Annotated in this window: 22 protein-coding genes; 1 reads left to right on the top strand and 21 read right to left on the bottom strand. The window is 52.2% G+C overall.

Annotation, left to right across the window (positions count from 1 at the left end; all coding sequences use genetic code 11):
- Window positions 1-58 precede the first annotated feature (58 nt).
- The 12 genes from argS to LK436_RS08940 form a co-directional block, all read right to left on the bottom strand.
- Window positions 59-1828, bottom strand: coding sequence for an arginine--tRNA ligase (gene argS / locus LK436_RS08995; protein WP_044931682.1), 1770 nt, complete (start codon window positions 1826-1828; stop codon window positions 59-61).
- A 212-nt stretch (window positions 1829-2040) separates the two neighbouring features.
- Window positions 2041-2787, bottom strand: coding sequence for a peptidoglycan recognition family protein (locus tag LK436_RS08990; RefSeq protein WP_008398769.1), 747 nt, complete (start codon window positions 2785-2787; stop codon window positions 2041-2043).
- A 349-nt stretch (window positions 2788-3136) separates the two neighbouring features.
- Window positions 3137-3694: an elongation factor P gene (efp, locus tag LK436_RS08985; protein WP_008398767.1), complete on the bottom strand. Its 558-nt coding sequence runs from the start codon at window positions 3692-3694 to the stop codon at window positions 3137-3139.
- 167 nt (window positions 3695-3861) lie between these two features.
- Window positions 3862-5370 carry a shikimate dehydrogenase gene (gene aroE / locus LK436_RS08980; protein ID WP_008398766.1) on the bottom strand — a complete coding sequence of 503 codons (1509 nt, stop codon included), beginning with the start codon at window positions 5368-5370 and terminating at the stop codon, window positions 3862-3864.
- Between the two features lie 76 nt (window positions 5371-5446).
- Window positions 5447-5962, bottom strand: a complete 516-nt coding sequence (locus LK436_RS08975) for a YqeG family HAD IIIA-type phosphatase (protein WP_044931678.1) — start codon at window positions 5960-5962, stop codon at window positions 5447-5449.
- 45 nt (window positions 5963-6007) lie between these two features.
- Window positions 6008-6463, bottom strand: coding sequence for a transcriptional regulator NrdR (nrdR, locus tag LK436_RS08970; RefSeq protein WP_021965822.1), 456 nt, complete (start codon window positions 6461-6463; stop codon window positions 6008-6010).
- A 68-nt stretch (window positions 6464-6531) separates the two neighbouring features.
- Window positions 6532-6780: a YlmC/YmxH family sporulation protein gene (locus tag LK436_RS08965; RefSeq protein ID WP_021965823.1), complete on the bottom strand. Its 249-nt coding sequence runs from the start codon at window positions 6778-6780 to the stop codon at window positions 6532-6534.
- Window positions 6781-6844: 64 nt separating this feature from the next.
- Window positions 6845-7873 carry an FAD-binding protein gene (locus tag LK436_RS08960; protein ID WP_008398762.1) on the bottom strand — a complete coding sequence of 343 codons (1029 nt, stop codon included), beginning with the start codon at window positions 7871-7873 and terminating at the stop codon, window positions 6845-6847.
- Window positions 7874-8183: 310 nt separating this feature from the next.
- Window positions 8184-9587 (bottom strand): dipeptidase PepV, encoded by a 1404-nt coding sequence (pepV, locus tag LK436_RS08955; protein WP_008398760.1) that lies wholly within the window; start codon window positions 9585-9587, stop codon window positions 8184-8186.
- A gap of 94 nt (window positions 9588-9681) precedes the next feature.
- Window positions 9682-10128 (bottom strand): GatB/YqeY domain-containing protein, encoded by a 447-nt coding sequence (locus tag LK436_RS08950; RefSeq protein ID WP_008398759.1) that lies wholly within the window; start codon window positions 10126-10128, stop codon window positions 9682-9684.
- 122 nt (window positions 10129-10250) lie between these two features.
- Window positions 10251-11852, bottom strand: coding sequence for a peptide chain release factor 3 (locus LK436_RS08945; RefSeq protein ID WP_008398758.1), 1602 nt, complete (start codon window positions 11850-11852; stop codon window positions 10251-10253).
- A 245-nt stretch (window positions 11853-12097) separates the two neighbouring features.
- Window positions 12098-13030, bottom strand: a complete 933-nt coding sequence (locus LK436_RS08940; RefSeq protein WP_008398756.1) for an alpha/beta hydrolase — start codon at window positions 13028-13030, stop codon at window positions 12098-12100.
- Between the two features lie 428 nt (window positions 13031-13458).
- Here LK436_RS08940 and sigG point away from each other — a divergent pair, with 428 nt between their 5' ends.
- Window positions 13459-14235: an RNA polymerase sporulation sigma factor SigG gene (sigG, locus tag LK436_RS08935; protein WP_015574814.1), complete on the top strand. Its 777-nt coding sequence runs from the start codon at window positions 13459-13461 to the stop codon at window positions 14233-14235.
- 98 nt (window positions 14236-14333) lie between these two features.
- Here the strand turns inward: sigG and sigE are convergent, their stop codons facing one another.
- From sigE to LK436_RS08890, 9 genes are all read right to left on the bottom strand, one after another.
- Window positions 14334-15074, bottom strand: a complete 741-nt coding sequence (gene sigE / locus LK436_RS08930; RefSeq protein ID WP_008398753.1) for an RNA polymerase sporulation sigma factor SigE — start codon at window positions 15072-15074, stop codon at window positions 14334-14336.
- Window positions 15064-16203, bottom strand: coding sequence for a sigma-E processing peptidase SpoIIGA (locus LK436_RS08925; protein WP_198006656.1), 1140 nt, complete (start codon window positions 16201-16203; stop codon window positions 15064-15066). The genes sigE and LK436_RS08925 overlap by 11 nt, the downstream gene beginning before the upstream one ends.
- Window positions 16204-16675: 472 nt before the next feature.
- Entirely contained in the window at window positions 16676-17911 is a 1236-nt protein-coding gene (gene ftsZ, locus LK436_RS08920; protein WP_021966008.1) for a cell division protein FtsZ, read from the bottom strand.
- 154 nt (window positions 17912-18065) lie between these two features.
- Window positions 18066-18791: a cell division protein FtsQ/DivIB gene (locus tag LK436_RS08915; protein ID WP_008398746.1), complete on the bottom strand. Its 726-nt coding sequence runs from the start codon at window positions 18789-18791 to the stop codon at window positions 18066-18068.
- 24 nt (window positions 18792-18815) lie between these two features.
- The gene (gene murA, locus LK436_RS08910; protein WP_008398745.1) at window positions 18816-20141 is read right to left on the bottom strand and encodes a UDP-N-acetylglucosamine 1-carboxyvinyltransferase; all 1326 of its coding nucleotides are present in this window, start codon (window positions 20139-20141) and stop codon (window positions 18816-18818) included.
- Window positions 20142-20215: 74 nt separating this feature from the next.
- Window positions 20216-21367 (bottom strand): FtsW/RodA/SpoVE family cell cycle protein, encoded by a 1152-nt coding sequence (locus LK436_RS08905; RefSeq protein ID WP_021966006.1) that lies wholly within the window; start codon window positions 21365-21367, stop codon window positions 20216-20218.
- An 88-nt stretch (window positions 21368-21455) separates the two neighbouring features.
- Complete coding sequence (murD, locus tag LK436_RS08900) at window positions 21456-22802, bottom strand: UDP-N-acetylmuramoyl-L-alanine--D-glutamate ligase (protein ID WP_008398742.1); 1347 nt, start codon at window positions 22800-22802, stop codon at window positions 21456-21458.
- Between the two features lie 13 nt (window positions 22803-22815).
- On the bottom strand, window positions 22816-23787 hold the full coding sequence (gene mraY / locus LK436_RS08895; protein WP_008398741.1) for a phospho-N-acetylmuramoyl-pentapeptide-transferase: 972 nt from the start codon (window positions 23785-23787) through the stop codon (window positions 22816-22818).
- A 124-nt stretch (window positions 23788-23911) separates the two neighbouring features.
- On the bottom strand, window positions 23912-25654 hold the full coding sequence (locus LK436_RS08890) for a peptidoglycan D,D-transpeptidase FtsI family protein (protein WP_347476090.1): 1743 nt from the start codon (window positions 25652-25654) through the stop codon (window positions 23912-23914).
- Window positions 25655-25746 lie beyond the last annotated feature (92 nt).

Raw genomic sequence — 25746 nt, 5'->3', positions numbered from 1 at the left:
GGCAACCTCCCTGAGCAGGCCCCCGCTTTTGACTTGTCTTTGGCCTGCTCCCACACACTTACATATGCTCCGGCGCTTCCATTCCAAGAAGATCCATGCAGGCATTTAAAACATCCTTTGTCAGACTGATCAGACTGATAAAGCCCGCCTGCTTCTCTCTGTCCTCCTCGCCGATGATTTTGTTCACCAGATAGAAATTGTTAAACGCATCAGACAGGTCATACATATACTGGCAGATGCGGTGAGGCGCTGTCTCTGCAAAAGCTGACTCCACCACTTCTCCGAAGCGGCACAGCTCAAGCTGCAGCTTTTTCTCTGTCTCTGACGCCGCCGGGCGAATAGGGATCAGGCTGTAGGTTCCGCCCATCAGTTCCCCGTACTTTTCAAGGATGGACTTAATGCGCACAACCATGTACTGAATGTGAGGACCTGTATTTCCCTCAAAGGAGATAAAGCGATCCACGTCGAACACGTAGTCCTTTGTAGCCTGGTTGGAGAGATCTCCGTATTTTAAGGCTGCAAGGCCGATCATCTCGGCAGTCCTTCTCATCTCCTCCTCCGGAACTCTCTGCTTCTCCTGAATCTTCCTGTAAACCTCCTCATCGATCTCGTCGATCAGGTGCTCCAGTCTCATGACGCCTCCGTCCCTGGTCTTGAACGGGCCGCCGTCCTTGCTGTTCATGGTGCCGAAGCCGAGGAAGATCATCTTTGTGTCATCCTTCACAATTCCGGCCTTCTTCGCCACGCGGAATACCTGGGTAAAGTGAAGCTCCTGGCGCTTGTCCACCACGTAAATATAGCGATCCGGGTGGAAATCCTGCTCCCTCTGCACGATAGTCGCAAGATCGGAGGTGGCATAGAGAGCCGCCCCGTCGGACTTTCTCACGATGCAGGGAGGAAGCTCCTTGGAGTCAGTCTCCTCGGCAATGTCCACGACAAGCGCTCCCTGGCTCTCGTAAGCCAGCCCCTTGTCAATGAGATCCTGAATCAGAGCCGGGATATAGGGCTGTGCATCGCTCTCGCCCTTCCATAAATCAAAGGACACATTCAGGTTTCCATAATTTCTCTTTAAGTCCTTCAGGGAAACATTCATAATATGCTTCCAGATAGCCCGGTAGGGTGCATAGCCGCTCTGCAGCTTGAAGGTAGCCTCCTGAGCTCTCTCCTTAAACGCCTCGTCCACCTTTGACTTGGCGCTGGCAGCCGGGTAGATCTCCTCCAGCTCGGAGATGGTAAACGGCGCCTCCTCCGGATATTCCCCAGTGAAGCTCTCGTCAAAATACGGAAGCTCCGGCTGTCTGTCGTGAAGCTCCTCAATAATCAGTCCCATCTGGAGTCCCCAGTCCCCCAGATGCACGTCGCTGATCACATGGTGGCCCATATAGCGGCTGATCCGCTTAATGCTCTCGCCGATGACAGCGGAGCGCAGATGACCTACGTGAAGAGGCTTTGCCACATTGGCTCCGCCATAGTCGATGATAATCGTTTCAGGGGCCTTTGTCTCCTCCAGCCCGTATTTCTCATCTGCCGCCATCTCGTTCATATATCCGGCCAGATACTCCGGAGAGATGCGCAGGTTGATAAATCCCGGCATCACGGCTCCGATCTCAGAGAACATCCGGCTTTCCTTTGCCTTCTCCACCACCTCGTTTGCGATGTCGATGGGCTTCTTTTTGTAAGCCTTGGCTGCTGCCATGGCTCCGTTACACTGATATTCGCACAGATCCGGGCGGTTGGAAACCGTCACCTTCACATATTTTTCATCATATCCGCATTCCGTAAAGGCAGGCGTCAGCTCTGCCACAATTAAGTCAATCATTTTCTTCATGATTTCTGCTTCTCCTTTTCTGGTATTCTGAGTCTGCGCTCCTGTCCAAAAGCCGCCTGCATCAGCCCCTGCCGTCCCGGCCGGCCTCAGCCCGCTTCGGCAGCTTTTTTCTGTCACTGTGCGCAGCTGCTGAGCGATCTATAATTATAAGCCAATTTCCCGGCAAGATCAACCAGACCTTCCTGTTTTTCCGGGGGATCTGCCTGCGCCTGTCAGCCTGCCCTCATTGCCTTCTTCACATCCTTCAGAAATGTCTCCCACTCCTGCGGATGATCGACAAAATATTTGGGACATGCCTTCTCCGTCACATCGTAGTGGCGGATCACATCCTTTGGCTTCAGCTTCAGCTCACTGCACAGCCAGGCAGTCAGTCTGACCAGTGAGTCGTAGGTTTCCTCAGTAAACCTGCCGTCTGCCTCAGGGTGGCAGCATTCAATGGAGATCGTGTCAGAGTTTCTGCTGTTGGATGCGTACGCCATCTCATCTATGGGAACACACTGGATTATCTCGCCGTCCATGCCGATGATAAAATTGCTGCTGACCGATACCTTATTTTCCCCTGTCTGAGCCTTCAGCCCCTCGAAGTAATTTCTGTTCTGCTCAGCCGTGGTGCCCGGATTTCCCACATAGTGAACCACGATCCCGTTTACGGAACAGAGCTTTGTCCCGGGCCTGGAGTACGGATTGACAGTCAGAAGCTCCTGCGTCACCCAGTCCGGCATCTCGATGGCCGCGAGATTGACCGGCTCTCTTATCAGGCTCCCCCTGAAAAACCATCCAATCAGGATTCCCGCCGCGAAAAAAATAACTGCCGTCGCCCCCAGCATACCAAACCGCCTTTTTCTCCGGCGCTTCATCCACTCTCTCTGCATCCTGGTATCTCTCTTCCGGCTGCTCTCCCTCGTCCGTCCCGGCTCATACGCGCCGTCACGGCCTCCCCTTTTAAACTCCTCTTCCAATCTATCGTCCCCTTCATCTGTATCTCAGGTGCTTTATCATCTGCTCTCAGATTTTCTGCCTTTTAGCCTTCTCTTTCTTCAGACGCGCTTTTCCCCGCATCTTTCTTACCTGCTGCCGACAGGACCAGCTGCAGCTTAAGACACCGGCTCCGCCCGGGCTCCTAAACAAAAGAACTGCTGTAAAATAGCTGTGTGAAGATATTTTACAACAGTTCCTTTTTTCCGTTTCCTTCTCTTTCTGCACCGGAAGCGCCCGCTGGCCCCTCTTCGCATATCCGCGGAGCGGAAAATAGCTGTCATGGCAGCCGCGCCCCGGCAGGACAGTCCGCTCTGGGCGAACTCGCTCTTCTTATACTCTGGACAGGTACTCGCCTGTACGTGTATCGATTTTTACCTTGTCGCCGATCTCTACGAATAACGGAACGTAGATGGTAGCGCCAGTCTCAACAATCGCCGGCTTGGTAGCGCCTGTAGCTGTATCTCCCTTGAAGCCTGGCTCTGTCTCTGTGATCTCAAGCTCTGCAAATAACGGAGCCTCCACAGAGAATACCTCTCCATTGTGGGAGCAGATCTTAACCATGTCGTTCTCCTTTACGAACTTCAGGGCATCACCGATCTGATCTGCTGTCAGAGCGATCTGCTCATAGTTCTCCACGTTCATGAAGTGGAATAAATCTCCGTCAGAGTACAGATACTGCATGTCTACTCTGTCAATTCTGGCTGCCGGGAACTTCTCAGTAGGTCTGAAGGTCTTCTCAACAACACCGCCGTTTTTGATATTTTTAAGTTTAGTTCTTACGAATGCAGCGCCCTTGCCTGGCTTTACGTGCTGGAACTCGACAATCTGGAATACATTTCCTTCGATTTCCACTGTAATGCCGTTTCTAAAATCGCCAGCTGATACCATAAATGATATTCCTCCTTGAATGATCTCTCTTAATCTTTTTCATTTTATACTATAATATGCCGTTTTTCAACTACTTTTTGCAAATCCTGCCGCTCCTTTGGGATGCCAAAGCCAGGTATTGTCAGCATTTTGCCGAATGTCCCTGGGCGGGCTGCCAAGCCCCAGGATCACAGTTCCCTGATTTTGCTTTCGATCTCTTCGGCTATCTCCTCCGGTGTCTTCTGATCCGTGAGCACGATACAGTCTGACGCGGCCTCATAAAAGGGCTCCCTCTCTTTTAAAAGCCCCTCTGCCCTCTCTCTTACATTGTCCCCTCTCAAGAGAGGCCTGGTGGTATCGCCTTTCAGGCGGCAGAGCACCTCCCCGGCTGAGGTCTTCAGATAGACACAGAAGCCCAGCTGCCTTAAAAGCTCCCGGTTTTCTTCCCTCATGGGGAGCCCTCCCCCTGTGGAGAATACAGCCGGGCTTGGGGACTCCTCAGACTCTTCAATGAGAGCTCTCAGCGTTTCTGTTTCCACAGCCCTGAACCCCTCCTCGCCCTTCGTCTCAAAGATCTCCGGTATGGTCATGCCGGCTCTTTTTTCAATCTCCTGATCCGTGTCCAGAAACGGAAGGCCTGTCCTCTCTGCAAGGATTTTTCCCACGCTTGTCTTTCCGGCCCCCATAAAACCGATCAGCAGAATCGGGGATGGGAGAGAATTTCTTTCATTCCCGCCCTTGCGGCTGTTCTGTACCGTCTCTTCACAGGCCGGCTCCCCGGCTCTCCCTCCGGCAAGCCGCTCCTCTATCAGCCTTCTGGCAAGTGCCAGGGTTTCCCTGTTCACTCTCTGGCCCGGATACCAGAGCTCGTAGGAGATCACTCCCTGGTAAATCAGCATGTTGAGACCGTTCACCGCACGGCCTCCCGCCTCCCTCACAAGGCGCATGAACTTCGTCTCCGCAGGTGTATAGATAATATCCACTGCCTCATCTATCAGGCGGTAAAATTCCCTGTCCTCGATTGGAGCGCTGTCCGTGTTCGGATACATGCCCACGCTGGTGGACTGGATGGCCAGATACCTGCCGTCAGGAATGCTCCTCCACTCAGAAACAGGCAGAGCTGTCACCAGTTCTCTTCCTCCCGACTGCCCGTTTATCCAGTCAGCTAAGGATGCAGCCCGGTCCATGCTCCGGTTCAGCAGGTAAATATGCTCTGCTCCCTCGCCGGCCAGCAGGTAGGCAGCCGCCTTTGCAGCCCCTCCTGCTCCGATCAGAATACAGTTTCTGCCCCTGATCTCGATTCCGGCTTCCCTCACGGCTCTTAAAAGTCCGGGAACATCTGTATTGTACCCCTTATAGCCGCCCTCTGTGCGCACCAGCGTATTCACGGCTCCCACAGCCTTTGCCGTCTCATCGATTCCATCCAGAAAACGCATCACACTCTGCTTGTGAGGAACGGTGACGTTCAGCCCTCTGATATTTAAGGCAAAGGCTCCTCTGACCGCCGCCTCAAGCTCCTCCTCTTTTACGCGAAAGGGCACGTAGACCATGTCCGTCCCGGTACTGTTCCCGTAAAGGTTCTGCAGCATAGGAGACATGGAATGCTCCACCGGATCTGCAAGAATCCCGCACACCTTGGTTGTCCCATTAACCAGAGCCGCCCACTCTGCACCTCTGTTTTTCTCATTATTTTTCATCTGTCCTGTCCGCCTGTCCTTTCCCGGCGATTTCTGCCGGCCGCCGTCTTATCTCCCGCTGTGCTCTTTTTCGATCTCAGCTGTGCTTTCTCTGTTTTTCGCACGCCCTCCTGTAGAAGAGGAGTACCACCGCCTCCAGCCTCCGCTTCAGCACGATCTGAATCTCCTCTTTGGGATGGATGGGCTTTGTCAGGACTGCGTAAATGCCTGCCCTGTTGGCCCCATACACATCCGTAAACAGCTGGTCTCCCACAAAAAGGCTCGTCCTGCAGTCTGTGCCCATAAGCTCCATGGCCCTCTGATAGCCCTTCGTTCCAGGCTTTCCGCCCTTAAAAATATAGGGAGATTTCACCTGACTGGCAAAGGATGCCACCCTGGGCTCCTTATTATTCGAGAGGAGGCAGGTTTTCATACCCATCCCGTGAAGGCGCAAAAAAAGCTCCTTCGCCCTCTGATCCGCCGGAGCACCGTGGGGAACGAGTGTATTGTCTATATCGAAAATGACTCCGCGAATCCCCTCCCTGTAAAACTTCTCGTAGGGGATATCATAAGCGGAGTCCCTGTATTCCTTTGGGTAGAATGCTTTAAACATATGTTTTACCTTTTCAGTCTTTCTCTCCATCCGGTCCGTCTGGCCTTACTCTTTTTTCAGGAGCTTAGAAAGCTCCTCCATAAAGGTTCCCACATCCTTAAACTCCCGGTAAACAGAGGCAAAGCGCACATAGGCAACCTCGTCGAGATCCTTCAGCTTATCCATCACCAGCTCGCCGATGGCGGAGGTTTCAATCTCCCTCTCCTCCTTGTTGAAAATCTGGTTTTCAATCTCATCTATGGTAGCGCTGATCTGCTGGGGAGATACCGGGCGCTTATGGCAGGAATGAAGGATGCCCGCCTCTATCTTGGAGCGGTCGTAAAGCTCTCTGGAATTATCCTTTTTTATCACCATGAGAGGCATGGTCTCCAGCTTCTCATAAGTCGTAAATCTCTTTCCGCATGTTTCACACTGACGGCGGCGGCGGATAGAGCTGTTGTCGTCTGCCGGTCTGGAATCGATTACCTTCGTGTCAGCTGCATTACAAAATGGACATTTCACGTTCTGTTCCTCCTGTGTGATATATTGTCCTTATTTTAACGTACTGCGGTCAGATATGCAAGCCGTTTTCAGCCTTTTCCCTTTTTTTCATGCAGCTCTACCAGAATAATGTCATCCCCAATCTGCTTTATATCGCACCATGGGATCACCCATTCGCTCTCCCGGCCCAGAAATCCCCACAGGCAGCCGGGTCCGGGCACAATGAGAGCCAGAATCCTGCCGGTGCAGGCGTCAAAGTCCACATCTCCCACATATCCCAGACGGCGGCAGTCACAGATATTGATAACCTCCTTCTGCTTCAGCTCGCAAAGACGCATGGACTCCTCCTGAAAATGGCTCCTCATTCCAGTATATGCCCGGTTCCCGTGACAGGTGCCTTATCTATGCCTCCGGTGCATTGTCCTGGGAGTAGATGGCCGTTTCCGTGCCTGCCGTCATGCCGAACGCAATGGTTCCTGTCAGCTCGTTTCCGGCCAGGGCCTTATCTCCGTGGAGGGCCGCATCGATCACAGCGCCAGCCCCGTAAAGTCCGGGAATTTCGCCTCCGTCTGCGGTTACTGCATTGGCACAGCTGTCCACCAGGATTCCCTTATTTGCCCCGCTCTCATCTGTCACATAGGAAACTGCCAGATCCTCAAGCAGGTCAATGTAATCCACATCTGTCACCAAAAGGGCCCGGCAGGTAATCTCCTGCTCCCCTTTATCTCCCTTTACCTTCACTCCCGTCACTTCCCCGTCTGCTCCGTAAAGCACCTGGGCAAGCTCTGTGTTTTCCGCCACATTCACGTTCAGGGAATCAAACTTCTCCTGAAGCTTCGCCTCTATCTCTTCTCCCAGATTCCCTCCGTCCGCTGCCTGATAGCTTCTGGCTACGCTGGAGCCCTCGTCCTGTGTCACGCCTGACAGTTCCACTCCCTGATCTCTCAGCCAGACAAGGGCCTCCCGTCCGCTCTCCGCCATATGCTCCACCATCTCCTGGCTGTTCTTTCCGCCGCCTGCCGCCATAGTATCGGTGATAAAGGCATCCACAGAATCTTCGATGCCGGCCTCCGCCTGCTCATCGGTGTCAGCTGCGTTAAAGCTCTCTCCTGAAAGTGCAGACTTCTCTGCGCCTCCCTTTTCCAGAACCAGAATTTTAGACGGATCCGTGCCCTCGGCAACTGCCTGAATTGCTGCAGCCATTCCCGCTGCGTCTCCTCCGGCAATCACAATGTCCGCGTCCGAGATCCCGGCTCCCTCTGCCTGTCCCTCCTGTGCCTCAGAGGACGGGACGGCTGTCTCCCCAGTCTCCTCAGTGCCTTCGCCGGCCGCTGTCCCCTTTCCCTTCTCTGTATTTTGGCTGCTGCATCCGGCAAGCGCTCCTGCTGCAAGGACAGCAGCAGCAAGCGCCGCATATGTCTTTTTTCTCATTATTCATTCTCCTCTCCCGGAAAGGAAACCCTTCCGTTTCCACATAGACTTCTCTTCCTGCGCCCTCAGCTTCCATAGCCGGACAGGCAGGAAAATTTCAGAAAAAAATGGCAGAAGCGGAAAAAAAGTCCAACTGACCTCCCGCCGCTTCTGAGGCAAAAGTTTATCACAAAGCAGCAGGCAAATCAATTGAACTTTCATTAAGTTTTATTCTCAAAACGGAAATTTTTATAAATATTTTATGAACTCACCGAAGTACCCGGACTGCACAGACCAGGTGCAAAACCGGCATTTTCTCCTGAATTCCCGCCTAAGCGCAGAGTTCTGCAATTACCTGGGCAAAAATCTTTGCACTCAGGAGAAGCTCATCGATCACGGCAAACTCGTCAGCTCCGTGCATCCGGTTGTCCGTTTCCGGAAGGGCGGCTCCAAAGGCCACTCCGTTTTTCAGATCATGGACGTACGTTCCGCCTCCCATGGAAACGCACTCGCCCTTTCTTCCCGTGTACTCCTCATAGACAGAAAGAAGGGTTTTAACGAAATCAGAATTTCCATCCACGTGGTGAGGCGGACGCATCTCGCGGGTGAGCATCGTGATGCCGAGTTCCTCCATCTTCGCAGCTATAGGCTTTAACACATTCTCCTCATTGCCGCACAGAGGAGTACGGCTGTCAATCATTCCGTGCATCTTCTCCTCTGTCACCTCGAGAATGTCAAAGGCCAGGGTGAGGGCGCCGGACAGTTCATCTTCCATAGCCACGCCGAGGGCGCGTCCCTCTGTGTCTCCGTGGGGGAAGAGCTGGCAGAGGGCCTTTATCACCTCTATCTGCCTGCAGGCTGCAAATGGAAGCTTTGTGATCAGAAGGAGCAGCGCTGTGATGGCATTCTTTCCCTCCTGAGGCGTGGACGCATGGGCCCCTGCTCCGCAGGCTGTGATCTCAAGACAGCTGTCCTTTCCCATGATCTCAAAGGAAACGCCTGTCTCCTTCTCCACCTCATCTGCCGCTGCTCTCACCACGTCATCGTCGAGCCCCTCAAAGACAGCGAATGCCTTTCCGGGGACCACATTGATCTTCGTGCCTGCTTTGATAGATTTCACGCGGGGGAGCTCCTGTGAAGCCTCAAACTCTGCCTCAAATTCTCCCTCCAGATGGCCCTTCTCAATATTCACAACAGGGAAGGCTCCGTCCGGCGAGAAGGTCATCGGCGCCTCCTTCTCCACAGCGTAATAATGTTTTATATCGCTGCTGCCGCACTCCTCATCTGTTCCCAGAATCAGCCTGACGCGCTTCTTTAACGGAATGCCTAACTCCTTTACTGCCCGCAACGCATAGAGGGCGGCAACGGCCGGCCCCTTGTCGTCGGCTGTACCGCGGCCATAGAGTCTTCCGTCCTTCTCCACCGGCTCAAAGGGTTCTGTCACAGTCCAGCCCTCTCCGGCCGGAACCACGTCGAGATGAGCCAGAATATCAAGCTGGCTTTCCTCTCCTCCCCAGTCGACCGTTCCCACATAGTTGTCGTAATTGCAGATGGAAAAACCGTATCCCTCAGCCATGGCAAGCGCTGTTCCAAGCGCCTGGCAGGCTCCCTCTCCGTAGGGCATTCCCTCCTGGTAAGGCATTTTTTCGCTGTTGATGCGGCACAGGGACTTGATATCCTCAAGCATCTCTCCTCTGTGGCTGTCAATATACTTCTCGATCTCTTCTCTGTACATCTTCTGTCATCCCCTTTCCGGGGCCTCCCAACCAGGCTGCCCCACTCTGCCCTGTCATTTCTGTCTCTTTCTCAGGCCTGACCTGCGCCTGTCTTTATTTCAGCATTCCTGCCAGCACCTCATTCACAACCCTGCCGTCAGCCTTTCCCTTTACTCTCGGCATTAAAACCTTCATGACTGCGCCCTTATCGGACTTCTTTGGCTCATCGATGGAAAGCTCCCTGAGCACTTCCCCGATCACCTCCCTGATCTGATCCGGTGTCAGATCGGCCGGAGCGAACTCCTCATAGACGGAAAGCCTTGCCGCAGCCTCGTTCCTGATATCCTCCCTGTCGGCCGGAGCCAGCTCCATGGTTTCCCTGGTCTGCTTGATCTCCTTTTTCACCACTGCATTCTCCTCATCCTCTGTCAGCGGCTCTCTCTTGTCAATCTCCGCATTCTTCAGAGCTGAAAGCAGCATGGACAGGGAATCCTTCCTTGCCTTGTCCTTGGCCTTCATGGCCTCCACCATCGCTTTTCTCACAACATCAATCTTGCTCATTTTTCTACCTCCCAGCTTACTGCTGCTTCTGTGACTGTGCTGTTTAAACTATACTGTCTCTGTGATCGTCCCTCTATGCCAAAAATAGAAGGGACGGTTTTTCTGCCGCCCTGCCGGCAGCCTTAATCGCGCCCGAACTCGCTGAGCACCAGTCCCGGATTTCTGTCCAGTACCATGCCGACGCTCCAGCTGTTGACAAATAAGAGCAGAGGATTGCCCTTTAAGTCCTTGATGCGCTTCATATCTGAGGTTCCCTGAATTTTGGCCGGATCCACCTCATTCTTATTCTCAATCCAGCGGATATATTCGTAGGGCAGCTTCTCCAGCTTGACCTCCACATTGTACTCATTTTCCAGACGGTAGGTAAGCACCTCAAACTGCAGCTCTCCCACCACGCCCACGATGATTTCTTCCATTCCCGTGTTGAACTCCTGGAAAATCTGAATTGCACCCTCCTGGGCGATCTGATTGACTCCCTTGATAAACTGCTTTCTCTTCATGGTGTCCATCTGACGTACCCTTGCAAAATGCTCCGGTGCGAAGGTAGGGATGCCCTCAAACTGAATTTTGTCATTGGACGCGCAGAGGGTGTCTCCGATGGAGAAGATGCCCGGATCGAACACACCGATAATATCGCCTGCGTAGGCCTCCTCCACAATCTTTCTGTCCTGGGCCATCAGCTGCTGAGGCTGGGACAGACGGATCTTTCTGCCTCCCTGCACATGATTGACCTCCATGCCCGCCTCGAACTTTCCGGAACAGATACGCATAAATGCAATTCGGTCTCTGTGGGCCTTATTCATATTTGCCTGGATTTTAAACACAAAGGCCGTGAAATTGTCATCAAATGGGTTCACCTGGCCTGTGGTGGTCTTTCTTGGAAGAGGCGGTGTGGTCATATTCAGGAAATGCTCCAGAAAGGTCTCCACTCCGAAGTTTGTGAGGGCAGACCCGAAAAAGGCCGGAGAGAGTTTTCCTGTGCTGACCTTCTCCATGTCGAAGGGCTCGCTGGCCCCGTCGAGAAGCTCGATGTCATCAAGAAGCTGGCTGTGGTAATCCGCCCCGATCACCTGCTCTGCCTCTGTTCCCTCCAGATCAAATTCCCTGGACGCAACCTCCTTCTGGCCTCCCATGGCCGCCGTAAAGGTGGTGATCTTCTTTGTATTTCTGTCATAGACGCCCTTGAAGTTCTTTCCGCAGCCGATGGGCCAGTTGATCGGGCAGGTCTTGATTCCGAGAACGCTCTCAATCTCGTCCATCAGCTCGAAGGGATCTCTCGCCTCCCGGTCCATCTTATTGATGAATGTAAAGATAGGAATATTTCTCAGAAGGCATACCTTAAACAGCTTGATAGTCTGGGCCTCCACACCTTTGGAGGCGTCAATCACCATAACCGCCGAGTCGGCCGCCATCAGCGTCCTGTAGGTGTCCTCTGAGAAATCCTGGTGTCCCGGAGTGTCCAGAATGTTGATGCAGTAGCCCTCATAGTTAAACTGCAGGACAGAGGAGGTGACGGAGATACCTCTCTCCTTCTCAATCTCCATCCAGTCTGAAACTGCGTGCTTGGTAGCCTTGCGCCCCTTAACCGTACCGGCCAGGTTGATGGCCCCTCCGTAGAGAAGAAACTTCTCCGTCAGCGTCGTCTTTCCCGCATCCGGGTGGGAAATGATAGCGAATGTCCTTCTCTTTTTAATCTGCTCTGTGGTGTTTTCTGTATTAGCCAAAATGGTTCCTCCATGTTCTGTCTTTTTCCTGCTGAGTTTCCGGATTCTGCCCGGCCCGTGATGTCCGTTCAGTCTGTTTCCGGTGCTTCTTTTCCGGCAGCTTCTGTCTCTGCACAGAAAAAATGGACACCAGCGCCTTCGGTGTCCATTTTATTCTAGTATGAAATATATGGAAAGTCAAGGGCAAGGAATTCTGACAGAGCGGCCCGGACCGCCCAGGCGGAAAGAAAAGCTTTCCATCCCCTCTACTCTTTTCTCCACCTGTCCAGAAACCGCTCTGCAAGCTCCACCCACGGATGGCAGCACTCCACGTCGCAGCTTCCTCTTCCGTCATCTGTCTCCTTGTCGGTGCGCTCGTCGGCCAGGGCAATTCCATGGCGTCCCTCGGGAAAGATATGGATCTCCGCGCTTACTCCGGCCTTTCTCAGAGCTCCTGCAAAGAGAAGCGTATTTTCCACAGGAACCGTTCCGTCGGTGAAGGTGTGCCAGAGAAATACAGGAGGCACCTGGCTGCCCACCTGCTTTTCCAGAGACAGAAGATCGAGAAACTGCTCTCTCTCCTCCCCCTTCCTGCCTCCGAGAAGGACATCAAAGGAACCTCTGTGGGCATACTCTCCGGAGGTGATCACCGGATAGCTCAAAAGCAGGCGGTCCGGGCGCAGGAGCAGGGAAATTTCCTCCAGGCTGCTCTCGGAAAATACCGTTTCCCTTCTTCTGAAACCGTCGCCTCTGGGATACTGCACCTGGCCTTTCACAAGAGCTGCCAGAAATTCCTGATTCCAGAACACTGCCAGGCTGGCAGCCAGATGTCCGCCTGCTGAAAAGCCCATGACGGCCACTTTCTCGGGAATCACCTTCCATTCTCTGGCTTTCATCCTCACCATGGCCACCGCCCCGGCAAGCTCCAGGAGGGCCGTCGGAAAGCTGTCCGGAGCTACGCTGTAGTCCAGCACAAATACCTGGTATCCCTTGGACAGAAGCTCCAGAGCCACCGGCTCCCCTTCTCTGAAGGAGCAGAACTCATAGCCTCCGCCCGGGCAGATAATAACTGCAGGCCGTTCCTTTATCCTGCACTCCCTTCCCGAATCCTGAAGGTAGGCCGTGAGCACCGCCGTCTTGTCTGTGATTTTAAATGCTCCGTTTTTTTCTATCTGAATCTGTATCTGTTCGACTCTCATCTCTGATTTCCTTTCTCCTCGCCGCAGTGGTGTTTTGGCTCCCTTCGGGCGCCAGCGGCTCGGCGCAGGTATAATGCCTGCTACGCAGCCATTATACCATATCCTCCGGATATGGCAGCCTCCGGCGGAACTTAGCGCCCGGTTTTCAGCAGTGAATGCTGAAACCGGTATGCGCAGGTATAATGCCTGCTACGCAGCCATTATACCATACCTTGTCCGAAATGGAAACGGAGACTGAGGAGGAGCGTTTCCCTGTCAAGGGCTAAAAGTTTTTTTAATTTCCTCTTTTTCAGTATATTGCCGCCCAAAGAGGTAAATCATGATAGCAGATGAAAACTTGCTGCCGTTTGGACTTCCTTCTGCGCAGGCTCCTTTGTAAAAAGCCGGAGGGAAGAACGGCTGCGAATAATGTAAGGAGGATACTCTTTATGGCACTTAACAAAGTTGAAATCTGCGGCGTCAATACAGCGAAGCTGCCGCTTTTGACCAACGAGGAAAAGGAAGAGCTCTTTGCCCGTATTCTAAAGGGTGACAGGGAAGCCAGAGAACAGTACATCAAGGGAAATCTCCGGCTGGTTCTCAGTGTCATCCAGCGCTTTTCCGGCAGCAGCGAAAATGTGGATGATCTGTTTCAGATCGGCTGCATCGGCCTGATCAAAGCCATCGATAATTTTGATATAACACAGAATGTCCGTTTCTCCACCTACGCAGTTCCCATGATTTTAGGCGAGGTAAAACGCTATCTCAGGGACAATAATTCCATCCGGGTCAGCCGCTCTCTGCGGGACACGGCCTACAAGGCCATCTATGCCAGGGAAAGTCTGATGAAGAAGAATTTAAAGGAGCCGACACTCTGCGAAATTGCCGAGGAGGTGGGTGTCAGCAAGGAGGATATTACCTATGCCCTGGATGCCATCCAGAGTCCGGTAAGTCTCTATGAACCTGTGTACACCGACGGCGGGGATCCGCTCTATGTGATGGATCAGCTCAGCGATAAGAAAAACTCTGAGGAGAACTGGATCGAGGACATTTCCCTGAGCGAAGCCATGAGACGGCTACCCGAAAGGGAACGCCACATCATCGGCATGCGCTTTTTTGAGGGAAAAACACAGACCGAGGTGGCAGAGGAAATTCATATCAGCCAGGCCCAGGTCAGCCGCCTGGAAAAAAATGCCCTGAAAGCCATGAAAAACTACCTGAGTTAAAAAATACGGCAGCGGATGGAGAGAATTCCTGCTCCATCCGCTGCCCAGACTGCTCATAGTTTTTTGCTCATGTAGCCGCTTTCTGTTCATCGCTTCCTCTACTCATACTTCACAATCTCTTTTTTAAGCCGCTTCATAATCTTCTTTTCCAGCCTGGAAATATAGGACTGTGAGATTCCCAGCAGATCCGCCACTTCCTTCTGCGTCATCTCCTCCCCATTTTCACTGTTCAGCCCGAACCTCAGCTCCACGATTTTCTTTTCCCTGGGATTCAGCCGGCTGATAGCTGTGTTCAAAAGGTTCCTCTCTATCTCATCCTCCAGATCCCTGTAGATCACATCCTCATCTGTTCCCAGAATATCGGAGAGCAGAAGCTCATTTCCGTCCCAGTCCACATTGAGGGGCTCGTCGATGGAGACCTCCAGCTTCGTCTTATTGTTCCGCCTTAGATACATCAGAATCTCATTTTCGATACAGCGCGATGCGTAGGTGGCCAGCTTAATATTCTTTCCCGTGTTAAAGGTATTGATGGCTTTAATAAGCCCGATGGTTCCGATGGAAATCAGATCCTCCACACCCACGCTTGTGTTGTCAAACTTCTTTGCTATGTAGACCACCAGCCTGAGGTTGTGCTCAATCAGCCTGGATTTAGCCTCCCTGTCCTTTTCCGTGCCCAGCTCACCTAAAACCTCTGCCTCCTCCTTGCTGTCCAGGGGAGCCGGCAGAATGTCTGCCCCTCCTATGTAGTGGATTTCCCCTTCCTTCTGCATAAGCAGAGTTTTAAATGAAGGTACTGTCTTCAGCCGAAACCGGTTCGATATTGCAACCTTAATCACCATATTTCTCTCCTCCTGACTGATTCTCAGGCTCCTTGCGCCCGCTTTTGCCGCCGTCCTCATTCTGCGGGCTCCTGCTGTTTTCCAGTCCTGTCTTTCCCTCAGAGCCGCCTTTTTGTGTTCCATTTTTTCCCACTGCATCATTTTTTCTTTCTGTTTCCTTTCCCGTTTTTTCGTATGTCTCAGGCTCTGTGAGCCTTTCGCTGCCTGCCCAATTATTTTCCGATTTTTCTGTCTCCTGTCCGCCTTCCGTCTGCCTGCTTTTGTCTTTCTCTGTCTTCCCCGTCCTGGCGTCTCCCCCGTGGCAGGACTTCTCAGACCTGACTGCCTTCTCCCAGAATGCCTCATGCAGAAGCATTTCATAGCTTCCGTCTGACGACAGAGGAGCCTGCGAGACGGCGATGAGAGGATTTTTAAGCTCTCTGCACTTTCCCTCCAGTTCGATACAGATACAGTCAGCCTTCACTGCCGGCAGGAGTCCGCTTTCTTTTCCCACGCTCCTGTAGGGAATAAGAGTCACCCCCGGCGCTCCGTCAAAAAATCCCTCCAAAGCTCCGGCCCAGATAACGCTCACAGGCCGTCCGGATACGGGATCGGTCAGCCGGTTTCCTGTATCGAGAAATGCCTGCACCTGAAGACTTCTCCCCTGGAAAAAAATCGTGGCACCTGCCATATGGCTTCTTCTCCTCCGTTCCTCCCTAACCGCTTCAAGCAGGAAGCAGATAAAGAAGAATACTGCCGCTGCCGCAAAAAAAAGCACATAAAAAGGCAGTTTCTGCTGCCTGGGGTTTGCGGGATTTTCATAATTGTACACTCTGGCGGAAAGGCCCTTGACAAGCTCCAGCCCTCCTGCCATAAGAACGGCTGTCAGGTACAGTGCCGCCGTTCCTTTTAAAAGTCTGACCGGATGTCTCTCCCTGAAAGCCAGAAAGACCATGAGTAAGCTCACAGGCCCGCAGGTAAGGGCCGCCTTCATCGGAAAAGAAAGCGGCAGAAAAATTCCGCCGCAGGCCCACAGCGCCCCTGCTGCTCCTCCCGCCGCAATCCGTCCGGCCCTGCAGGTTTGCCTCATCATCCTCCCTGTCAGCGTGAGAACGCAGACATTCATCAAAAAATTTTGAAGAAATATCACGTCCAGGTACAGCGTATATTCTGCTGCCAGCCGCCTCACCTCCCGTCTGACACAACCTATTATAAAAACTTTCCCCTTCGTAATTTGTCAAAGTGTGCAGGATAATCCTCTTTTTTTATCGCCATATTTCGGCTGGATTCCCCCCGGATTTTTTCCCTTCTCCGGCCAATGACCTCTCACCTATTCAGGGTCCGGCGGAGTATGCCTCCTGCTTTCCTTCAACCAGAGAGTTCTGTACTTTGTTTCTGATTTTGTCGGATTTGCTCAGATTATATAAATAAATAGAACAAAAAGAATTATATAGAAAATTATTTTTCTGTCCGCCGCGCGGCGTACGCATCCCGCCCGGCAGGGCTTTTTGTATTACAGGAAATTGAGAGGAATTTCCTATAATTATGAAAAAAGAGCCTTCATCTCACTGTGAAATGAAAGCTCTTTTGAATTTTCTCTATTTTACTGCCTTATGCCGGCTTTATCTCTTATGCTTTAAGAAATCCGGAATATTGATCTGTGTCTGTCCCATAGGTCTGTAGGAAGGAGTCGGGGCAGGATTCTGGGCCGGAGCCTGCTGGCCTGCCTGATTCACAGATGTGGGAGCCTTATATCCGGCTGCTGGCTGGTGAAAGCTCTGGGAAGCCGGCTGTGCTGTCGTGGCAGCCTCTCTTCCTGCTCCTGCCGGCTGAACAGGCGCCTGCTTTTTCTGGAACGGGTTCGTTCCGAAGCTGGTCATAGCCTTGGCAACAGGAGTCGCTGCATTCTGATCATTTAATCCTGTGGCGATAACTGTAATTGTGGCCTCGTCCTGAGCGTTCTCATCGTACATGGCGCCGAAAATAATGTTGGCGTCATCGCCTGCAAGTTCCTGAACATAGGAAGCAGCCTCATTTGCCTCAATAAGGCTGATATCGCCGGAAATATTGATGATCACGTGGGATGCATTCTCGATGGTAGTCTCGAGAAGCGGGCTGGAAACTGCCTGCTTCACAGCCTCGATAGCCTTGTCGTCTCCCTTGGCATGTCCGATTCCGATGTGAGCGATTCCCTTGTCAACCATAACAGTCTGTACATCCGCAAAGTCCAGATTGATAAGGCCTGGAATATTGATCAGATCCGTGATTCCCTGTACCGCCTGCTGAAGCACCTCGTCTGCCTTCTTTAATGCATCCGGCATGGTTGTCCTTCTGTCAACAATCTCAAGCAGCTTGTCATTTGGAATGACAATCAGGGTATCCACGCAGCTCTTTAACTTTTCAATGCCCTGAATCGCATTGTTCATACGTGTCTTTGCCTCGAAGCGGAATGGCTTTGTGACAACTCCGACTGTCAGGATTCCCATATCTTTCGCAATCTTTGCCACAACGGGAGCCGCGCCTGTACCTGTGCCGCCGCCCATACCGCAGGTGACAAATACCATATCTGCACCCTTTAACGCCTGGGCTAACTCCTCCTGATTCTCCTCGGCAGCCTTCTCCCCGATCTCAGGTCTTGCGCCTGCTCCAAGTCCCTTGGTCAGCTTTTCTCCGATCTGCATGGCTGTGGAGGCCTTGCAGAACTGAAGCGCCTGTTTGTCTGTATTGATTCCAATAAACTCAACACCTGCGATATTTTCCTCGATCATACGGTTCACTGCGTTGTTTCCTGCTCCGCCTACGCCAACTACAATGATTCTGGCTGCATTCTCTGACTCATTTATCTTAATCTCTAACAAGAAAACTTCCTCCTTCACTCACATCTCTATCGGGTTTTAGCTTATGTTTTGCTCATTCCTGTGCTTATCTGATTCTAGCCTATCTAATACTATATTTTATTTTACCAAAAATATCAACTGTTATTTTGCCAAATTTATAACTTTCTTGGACCAATCAGTCTTTTTGGAAGCGGTACATGGGGTTGGTATTCGTCTCGTCATAGGTATCCAGGTAGAGAGTTCCGTCCAAATCCGGATACTCCTCGATAATGTCATGCAGTTCGGAAATTTTTCCGTTTATTTCCGACTCGCTTCCCAGCTCCACGCGGAGATTCTTGACTGTGAGAACCGCTTCCCCGTTTTCCCGGTAGCGGATTCCGTCGGTCGGTATTTCATAGAGGGACAGCACCTGCGTCAGATTCAGAATATCCTCGAAAATATTCTGGTTCTCCACGGGGAGAGGCTTGTGAAGCACCACATGGCCGAATTTCAGTCCCTGGATTTTCGGTATGCCGGGAAGCGTTTCGCTGGTACTCTCCACGATAATTCCGTCCTTGTCAAAGTACATATTGCTGTTCATATAGGAAACGTATCCGACCAGGCTCTTCTCATATACGATGATTTCCACCTCATTGGGACTTCTGAATACTATTTTATAGTCTTCCACAAAAGGGATGGTCTTATGAGGCCGGAACCTGTACTGGAAATAACAGTAAGCTGTATTTCTGCTCAGTGACGAGTCAAAAATCGTCTGTTCGATCTGCTCCGGCGTATACCTTGTCGTTCCGCTGACAGTCACATCTGTAATGCGCAGAGAAACAGCCGTGATCACCAGAACTGCAAGCACCGCAAGGGCGGCGATCAGGCCTGTTTTTTTTCTGCGTCTGAAATATGTTCTCACCTTTGTACCTCCTGCTGTCCCTTTTTACTTCGCTTCCCTGTCTTCCTTTGACGGCTGCTCTTTTCTGCCAGGTGCCGTGATGTCCCTTTCCATATATCTGAGCCGTCCGCCCAGCTGACTCAAGTCGCGGCAGATATTTTCATAACCCCTTTTAATATACTCCGCATCCTCCACCACCGTTATCCCTGAAGCGGTCAGCCCGGCCGTCACCAGGGCAGCCCCTCCTCGCAGATCGCAGGCCTTTACCCGGCATCCGAAGAGCCTTCTGCCTCCGCGCACAAAGGCCCTGTCACCTTCCAGGCGAATGGAAGCTCCCATTTTATTCAGCTCTCCGGCAGTTTTAAAGCGGCTCTCAAATACCGTTTCCCTGATTTCTCCTCCCTTTGATACGCATAAGAGAGTCATAAGAGGAGACTGCAGATCCGTGGGAAAAGCAGGATACGGTCCTGTCACTGTGCGCATCTGTCCGAGGGGCCTTGGAGAACGGAGGAAAATCCGATCTTTCTCTGTGTAGATGAAGGCTCCTGCTTCCTTCAGAAGCTCTATCACACCTTTCAGTTCCTCCGAGCGAATTCCATTTATCTGAATCTCTCCCATGGAAGCAGCAGCTGCCATCAGGTAGGTTCCCGCCACAATCCGGTCGCCGTCTGCCCGCACCGTACAGCCGTGGAGAGGCAGGCCTCCTGAAATCCGCAGATGGCTGGTTCCCACCCCCAGGATCCTGGCTCCCATCCGGTTCAGCATGTGGCACAGAGCAGTAATTTCCGGCTCTCTGGCGCAGCCGGAAAGAAAACTCTCACCGTCTGCCGCCACTGCTGCAAATATGGCATTTTCCGTAGCGCCGACGCTGGGATAGGGAAACTCCACAAAGGCTCCCCTCAGGCAGGCAGAGCGCCCGCTTACCTTCGCTTTCACTCTCCCCGTCTCCCTGTCCTCCATAATCTCTGCTCCAAACCGGCCCAGGGCGAACAGATGCAGGTCAATGGGCCTTTTCCCGATCATGCAGCCTCCCGGATAATAGATGCAGGCCTCCCCCTGCCTTGCCAGAAGCGGAGCCAGAAGTATGACAGAGGAACGCATTTTTTCCATGTCCTCTTTTCTGATACATGTCCCTGAAGCTCCTGACGAATCCACCGTCAGCCTGTTTTCTTTCAGAGAGCAGACACAGCCCAGAGAATTAAGAATCCCCATCATACAGCAGACATCCTGTATTTTGGGGACATTTTCAATTACCGTAATTCCGTTTCCCAGAACCGCTGCCGCCATCATAGGCAGAACGGCATTTTTAGAACCCTGTACCTCTATTTCACCACTCAGCGGGCCATTGCCCAGAATTTCTATCGCAGACAAGCCAAACCTCCCGTATGCCTTCTATATAATATTTTATGGCATAGAGAGTGTCCCTGTGACTAAAGGCGGCTTTGCTACGTTTCCAGCTTGATCTGGTTGGATACGCTTAACACCAGTCCCATCTCGCACATCAGGAACAGAACCGATGTGCCTCCGTAGCTGATAAAGGGCAGTGTAACTCCGGTGTTCGGGATCGTGTTGGTAACAACCGCCACGTTTAAGATAACCTGGATTCCGATATGGGCCATGACTCCCACCACGAGCAGTGCCCCCATCAGATCCGGAGCGTTTCCGGCGATTACCATAAAGCGGTAAATGACAAACATGAACATGAGAATCAAAAGGACTGCTCCAAAAAGGCCCAGCTCCTCACAGATAACCGAGAAAATCATATCGTTCTGCGCCTCGGGGATAAAGCCCAGCTTCTGGAGACTCTGCCCCAGCCCTCTCCCGAAGAAGCCTCCGGAACCGATGGCGTAAAGCCCCTGAAGGGTCTGATAGCCGGTGTCTGTCGCCGTTGGATCCACCCAGGCGGTGATTCGGTCGAGCTGATAGGGCTTCAGAAGGCGGAGAGCCACCAGGGCGTTTCCTATATAGGGAGAAATAGCAATCAGGCCTACGCCCGCTCCTGCGCAGGCAAAAAACGGCCATTTAATTTTGCAGGCCACAAAGAGAACTACAAACACAATTCCGCAGGTGATGATACCGGAGCTTAAGTTGTTCTCTGTTATCAGAAGAGCCGGGATACCGCACCAGATAATAATCGCCCGCACCTTCTTGAACTCGTTGATTTTTAACCCCAGACGTGAAATCACCACTGCCAGAAACAGGATAAGCGAAATCTTTACCATCTCTGTCGGCTGGAACTGGATCGGTCCAACCTGCAGCCATCTCTTTTTTCCGTGGGATTCCACGCCGAACAGCATGGTGGCAACCATACAGATCAGGGAAACAAAGTAAGCCGGATAGGCAAACTTCGCAAACCAGTGATAGTCAATCTTTGAGATAAGCAGCATTCCCACGGCGCTGCATGCCGCAATCATCCCCTGCCTTTTTACGAAGTAAGCTGCGTCACCCTGCACCAGCTGTGCCCGGTAAGAACTGGCGCTGTAGATCATGATCAGTCCGAACACAGTCAGGAACACTACAGCCAGAAGAAGACTGTAATCATAAAACCGGTGGGGCTTTTTTTTCTTTTTTTTCGGTGTAGTCGGCGCATCAGCCATCGTATCACTCCTCACTTGCCAGCCAGGCCCGGCGCCTCCTTTCAGGAGGCAGCAGCCGGAGCCCGTCGGAAACAGCGTTCAGATTCATTTAGAGGTTTCTCACATACTCCTTGAACATGCGGCCTCTCTCCTCATAGTTTTTAAACATTCCCCAGCTTGCGCAGGCCGGTGAGAGCAGCACATTGTCCCCCGCATTCGCGTAGGAAGCGCAGACCTGAACAGCTTCTTTCAAGTCCTCTGCGTACATAATATCCGTAAAGCCGTGACGCTTTGCGCACTCTGCGATTTTATCCCTGGTCTGTCCGATTAATACCAGGTAGCGCACCTTGCCACCGAAGCTCTCGATCCACTCGTCATACTCAGAGTGCTTGTCATAGCCTCCAGCGATGAGAAGCGTCGGGCCCGGCATGGCCTTGATGGCCTGCATGGCTGCATCCGGGTTCGTTCCCTTAGAGTCGTTGTAATATTTTACACCGAACCGCTCTGTCACGAATTCAATGCGGTGCTCCACCGCCTCAAACCGTTTTACCACCCGGCGGATGGTGTCCATGGGAACATCCATGTTCATGGCAATGGCCACTGCTGCCATGACGTTCTCGTGGTTGTGGCGTCCAAGGAGCTTGAGCTCATGGATGTTTACAATCTCCGTCACTGTCTCGCCGTCCTTGTATACGATCTGATCTCCGTCCAGGAACAGGCCCTTTTTCAGCTTCTCGCGGCTGGAAAAATAGACAACCTTACACTTTAAGGTTTCCCCGAACTCTCTGAGTACCGGATCATCGTAATTTAAGACGCACACATCGTTTTCCTTCTGGTTCTTTGTGATGCCCTCCTTAATCTCGATGTAGCGCTCCATGGTTTTATGCCTGTCTAAGTGATCCGGGGTGATATTTAAGATGGCGCTGACATTCGGTCTGAAATCCATGATGGTTTCCAGCTGGAAGCTGGAAACCTCCGCCACTGTCACCGACTTCTCTGTGGTTTCCAGAGCGTGAGCCGTGTAGGGATCTCCGATATTTCCCACCACGAATACGCTGTCATAGCAGGCCTTCATAATCTCTCCCGTCAGCGCTGTCGTCGTCGTCTTTCCGTTAGTTCCCGTGATGGCCGCCAGCCTTCCCTTCGCACAGTGGTAGGCCAGCTGGATCTCGCTCCATATGGGGATTCCCGCCTGATCAATGACGGACACGAAAGGAGCCTCCAGGGAGATTCCCGGGCTGATAATCGAAAGCTCCACGCCCAGCAGATCCGTGCGTGTCAGCTCACCCAGCACAAAGCTCACCTTTGCATTTTCATCAAATTTCTTTCTCAGATCCTCTTCTCTCAGCTTTTCGTTTCCGTCATAGAGAACTACCTCTCCTCCCATGTCGAGAAGGAGCTTCGCCGCTGCAATTCCGCTGATTCCGCTTCCTGCTACCAATACTTTCTGACTCATTGTCCATTTCCTCCTATAATCCTAAGTACGCAATCAGGCAAAGGATTGCCGTTATAATTGAAAATACTGCCACTACTCTCGTCTCCGACCATCCGCACAGCTCAAAGTGGTGATGGATCGGCGCCATCTTGAAAATCCGCTTTCCCCCTGTACTCTTAAAGTAGGTTACCTGGATAATGACCGACAACACCTCTACCAGATAAATCAGTCCCACCAGAGCGATGAAAATCGGCATCTGCATCATAAATGCGCTGGACGCCACAAAGCCTCCCAGAGCCAGAGAGCCGGTATCTCCCATAAACACCTTGGCCGGATACACATTAAACAGAAGAAAGCCGAGAAGACTTCCCACCACAGCCCCGGTAATGGGACTGATGCCCGTGTTCTCGCCGATGGCCACAATCGTAAAGAAGGTCGCCACCAGAATCGTCACACTGGTGCAGAGGCCGTCAAGGCCGTCTGTGAAATTTACTCCATTGTCCGTACCCAGCACGATAAAAAACAGAGCCGGTATAAACAGAACCGGCGGAAGTTCCAGGAAAAAGCCGTCGTCAAAGCCGCCGGTGAACGGAATCAGCATGGAGGTACCCACCTCCCTGCTGCTGATCAGGTAATAGGCGAAAATGCCTGTAATCACAAACTGTCCGATGAGCTTCTGCTTCGGGTTTAACCCCTCTGACCGCTTCATCACAATCTTAATATAGTCATCCAGAAAACCGATAATGCCAAAGCCCACTGTAACAAACAGAATCGGGATAATTTTCGGATAATCCCTGATATAGAGAAGGGAGGTAATCACAATCGCTCCCAGAATCACCACTCCGCCCATGGTCGGAGTTCCCTGCTTTTTCAGATGGGCCTGCGGGCCGTCCTCCCTGACCTGCTGGCCAAATTTCAGCTTGTGCAGAAACGGTATCACGATCGGGCACATGACTGCGCTGATAATGAATGCCGTAATAACTGCCAGAATTGTTTCGTTTACCATGTCACACCTCAGATTCTTATGTAGTCTTTTGTGATACTGCGGCCACAGCTCCGAAAGGACGCGGCTTATCTGTTTTACACGATCCCAAGACTCCTGATTAGTATACGTCTTTTTCCTGGAATAATCAACTGTTAGTTGACTCCTCCTCTGCCCTTGGAATTCCCAGATACGGCAGGATGTTTTCAAAAATATCTCCCACCACCGGGGCTGCTATGGTTCCTCCATAATAGACTCCCTCCGGCTCGTCGATAGTGATAAGGGCAATCACCTGCGGATCATCCGCCGGGGCAAAGCCCAGAAAGGAGGAAATATACTTTTTTCTGCTTCTGGGCAGCTTTTCCGAGGTGGCCGTCTTTCCGCCGATGCGGTAGCCCTCTATCTTCGCGTTTTTTCCGCTCCCCTCTGCCACCACCTGCTCTAAAATATAGCGCATGGCGGCGCTTGTTTCCTCTGAGAGAATTCTTCCCTTTTCTTTGTACTCAAATTCATGGACAATACCGGTAGACGGATTTTCAGCCCGCAGGGCAAAATGCGGTGTCACCCTGTTTCCTCCATTAATGATGGAGGAAGCTGTGGTGATGAGCTGAAGGGGGGTAATCTGGAAGGACTGCCCAAAAGAAACAGTGGCCAGCTCCACAGCCCCCATATTTTCCTTCCGGTGCATGATCGTGGCCGCCTCCCCGGGCAGATCCACCCCTGTCTTTCCCATCAGACCGAACTGTTCAAAGTACCTGTAATAATTGTCCACCCCCAGCCTCTGTCCCACATCGATGAGCACCGGATTGCAGGAATTCATCATACCCTGAAGGAAGGTTTCACCTCCATGGCCGCCGACCTTGTGGCAGCGGATCTTCCGATCCTCCACAATCCGAAAACCAGGGCAGGAAAAGGTGTCGTCCAGATCCACCACGCCTGCCTCCAGCCCTGCGGCGGCTGTGATAATCTTAAAGGTAGAGCCGGGCTCATAGGTATCGTTAATGCACTTGTTTCTCCACATTTGGTTCAGGAGATCCTGTTTCTTTTTCGCCTCATCGTCGCCGCCGTCCGCTTCCGGGGACTCATCTGCTTTTTCCTCCCCCTGGACTTCGGCAGCCGCAGGCAGCCATACAGTCTGTCCCTCCTCCTTATGCTCAGCCTCCATCCCCGCAGTCAGGGTAAATGGCTCATTCAGGTTAAACTCCGGCACATTCACCATAGCGAGAATCTCCCCGTTTTTCGGATTCATGACAATGACAGAAACACTGTTTGCCGATTTTTTCTCCATCACCTGGTAGGCGGCCTGTTCCGCATACTTCTGGATATTCACGTCCAGGCTTACCGTCAGATCATGTCCCGGTATCGGCTCTATGCGATCCTCGGCTGCGTTCTCAATCTCCACCCCGGCCGCATCCGCCAGTGTCAGGATCAAGCCGTTCTCTCCCTTGAGCCAGGATTCATACTGCACCTCCAGTCCTATGATCCCCTGATTGTCCCCGCCTGTAAAACCAAGCACCCTGGATGCCAGGCTGTCATAGGGGTAATACCGCTTGTAGTCCTCATCCACCTTGACGCCCGGAAGAGCCATTTCCCGGATCCTGTCCCCGATTTCCTTGTCCACATTCGTCTTTATGATTTCCCTGGCCGTGTATTTCTCCACCTTCTTTTTCACATCCTCAAGGGGGATGGACAGTTCCCGGCTCAGAACCTCCGCCGTCCGCTCCGGCTCTGTTATCTGATTGTGCACCACAGAAACGGTACATACTGTCCTGTTGTCGGCAATGACCGTTCCGTTTCTGTCCAGAATTCTCCCTCTGGCAGCCTTGATTGACCGCTCCCTCTGGTGGAGATCCTCTGCCATGGCGCTGTACTCCTCTGCCCGAAAGGTCATAAGAAAAAATAGCCGTCCTGTCAGACCAGCCATACAGAGGCATAAGAGTCCGCACAGGAGAGCTATTCTTTCTCTGTGTCGCGTTCTTCTCC

This window comes from Clostridium sp. M62/1, from assembly GCF_020736365.1.
GTDB classification, from domain to species: Bacteria; Bacillota; Clostridia; order Lachnospirales; family Lachnospiraceae; genus Otoolea; species Otoolea saccharolyticum_A.
This window is presented reverse-complemented; position numbering and strand designations above follow the sequence as displayed.

Coding starts and splice junctions, on each gene's coding strand:
- sigE (WP_008398753.1), bottom strand. CDS start 15,074: ATGGTGATTAAGGTTGCAATATCGAACCGGTTTCGGCTGAAGACAGTA.
- argS (WP_044931682.1), bottom strand. CDS start 1,828: ATGAAGAAAATGATTGACTTAATTGTGGCAGAGCTGACGCCTGCCTTT.
- LK436_RS08905 (WP_021966006.1), bottom strand. CDS start 21,367: ATGGCTGATGCGCCGACTACACCGAAAAAAAAGAAAAAAAAGCCCCAC.
- efp (WP_008398767.1), bottom strand. CDS start 3,694: ATGGTATCAGCTGGCGATTTTAGAAACGGCATTACAGTGGAAATCGAA.
- murD (WP_008398742.1), bottom strand. CDS start 22,802: ATGAGTCAGAAAGTATTGGTAGCAGGAAGCGGAATCAGCGGAATTGCA.
- LK436_RS08890 (WP_347476090.1), bottom strand. CDS start 25,654: ATGACCTTTCGGGCAGAGGAGTACAGCGCCATGGCAGAGGATCTCCAC.
- LK436_RS08940 (WP_008398756.1), bottom strand. CDS start 13,030: ATGAGAGTCGAACAGATACAGATTCAGATAGAAAAAAACGGAGCATTT.
- sigG (WP_015574814.1), top strand. CDS start 13,459: ATGGCACTTAACAAAGTTGAAATCTGCGGCGTCAATACAGCGAAGCTG.
- LK436_RS08950 (WP_008398759.1), bottom strand. CDS start 10,128: ATGAGCAAGATTGATGTTGTGAGAAAAGCGATGGTGGAGGCCATGAAG.
- mraY (WP_008398741.1), bottom strand. CDS start 23,787: ATGGTAAACGAAACAATTCTGGCAGTTATTACGGCATTCATTATCAGC.
- LK436_RS08965 (WP_021965823.1), bottom strand. CDS start 6,780: ATGCGTCTTTGCGAGCTGAAGCAGAAGGAGGTTATCAATATCTGTGAC.
- LK436_RS08960 (WP_008398762.1), bottom strand. CDS start 7,873: ATGAGAAAAAAGACATATGCGGCGCTTGCTGCTGCTGTCCTTGCAGCA.
- aroE (WP_008398766.1), bottom strand. CDS start 5,370: ATGAAAAATAATGAGAAAAACAGAGGTGCAGAGTGGGCGGCTCTGGTT.
- LK436_RS08975 (WP_044931678.1), bottom strand. CDS start 5,962: ATGTTTAAAGCATTCTACCCAAAGGAATACAGGGACTCCGCTTATGAT.
- pepV (WP_008398760.1), bottom strand. CDS start 9,587: ATGTACAGAGAAGAGATCGAGAAGTATATTGACAGCCACAGAGGAGAG.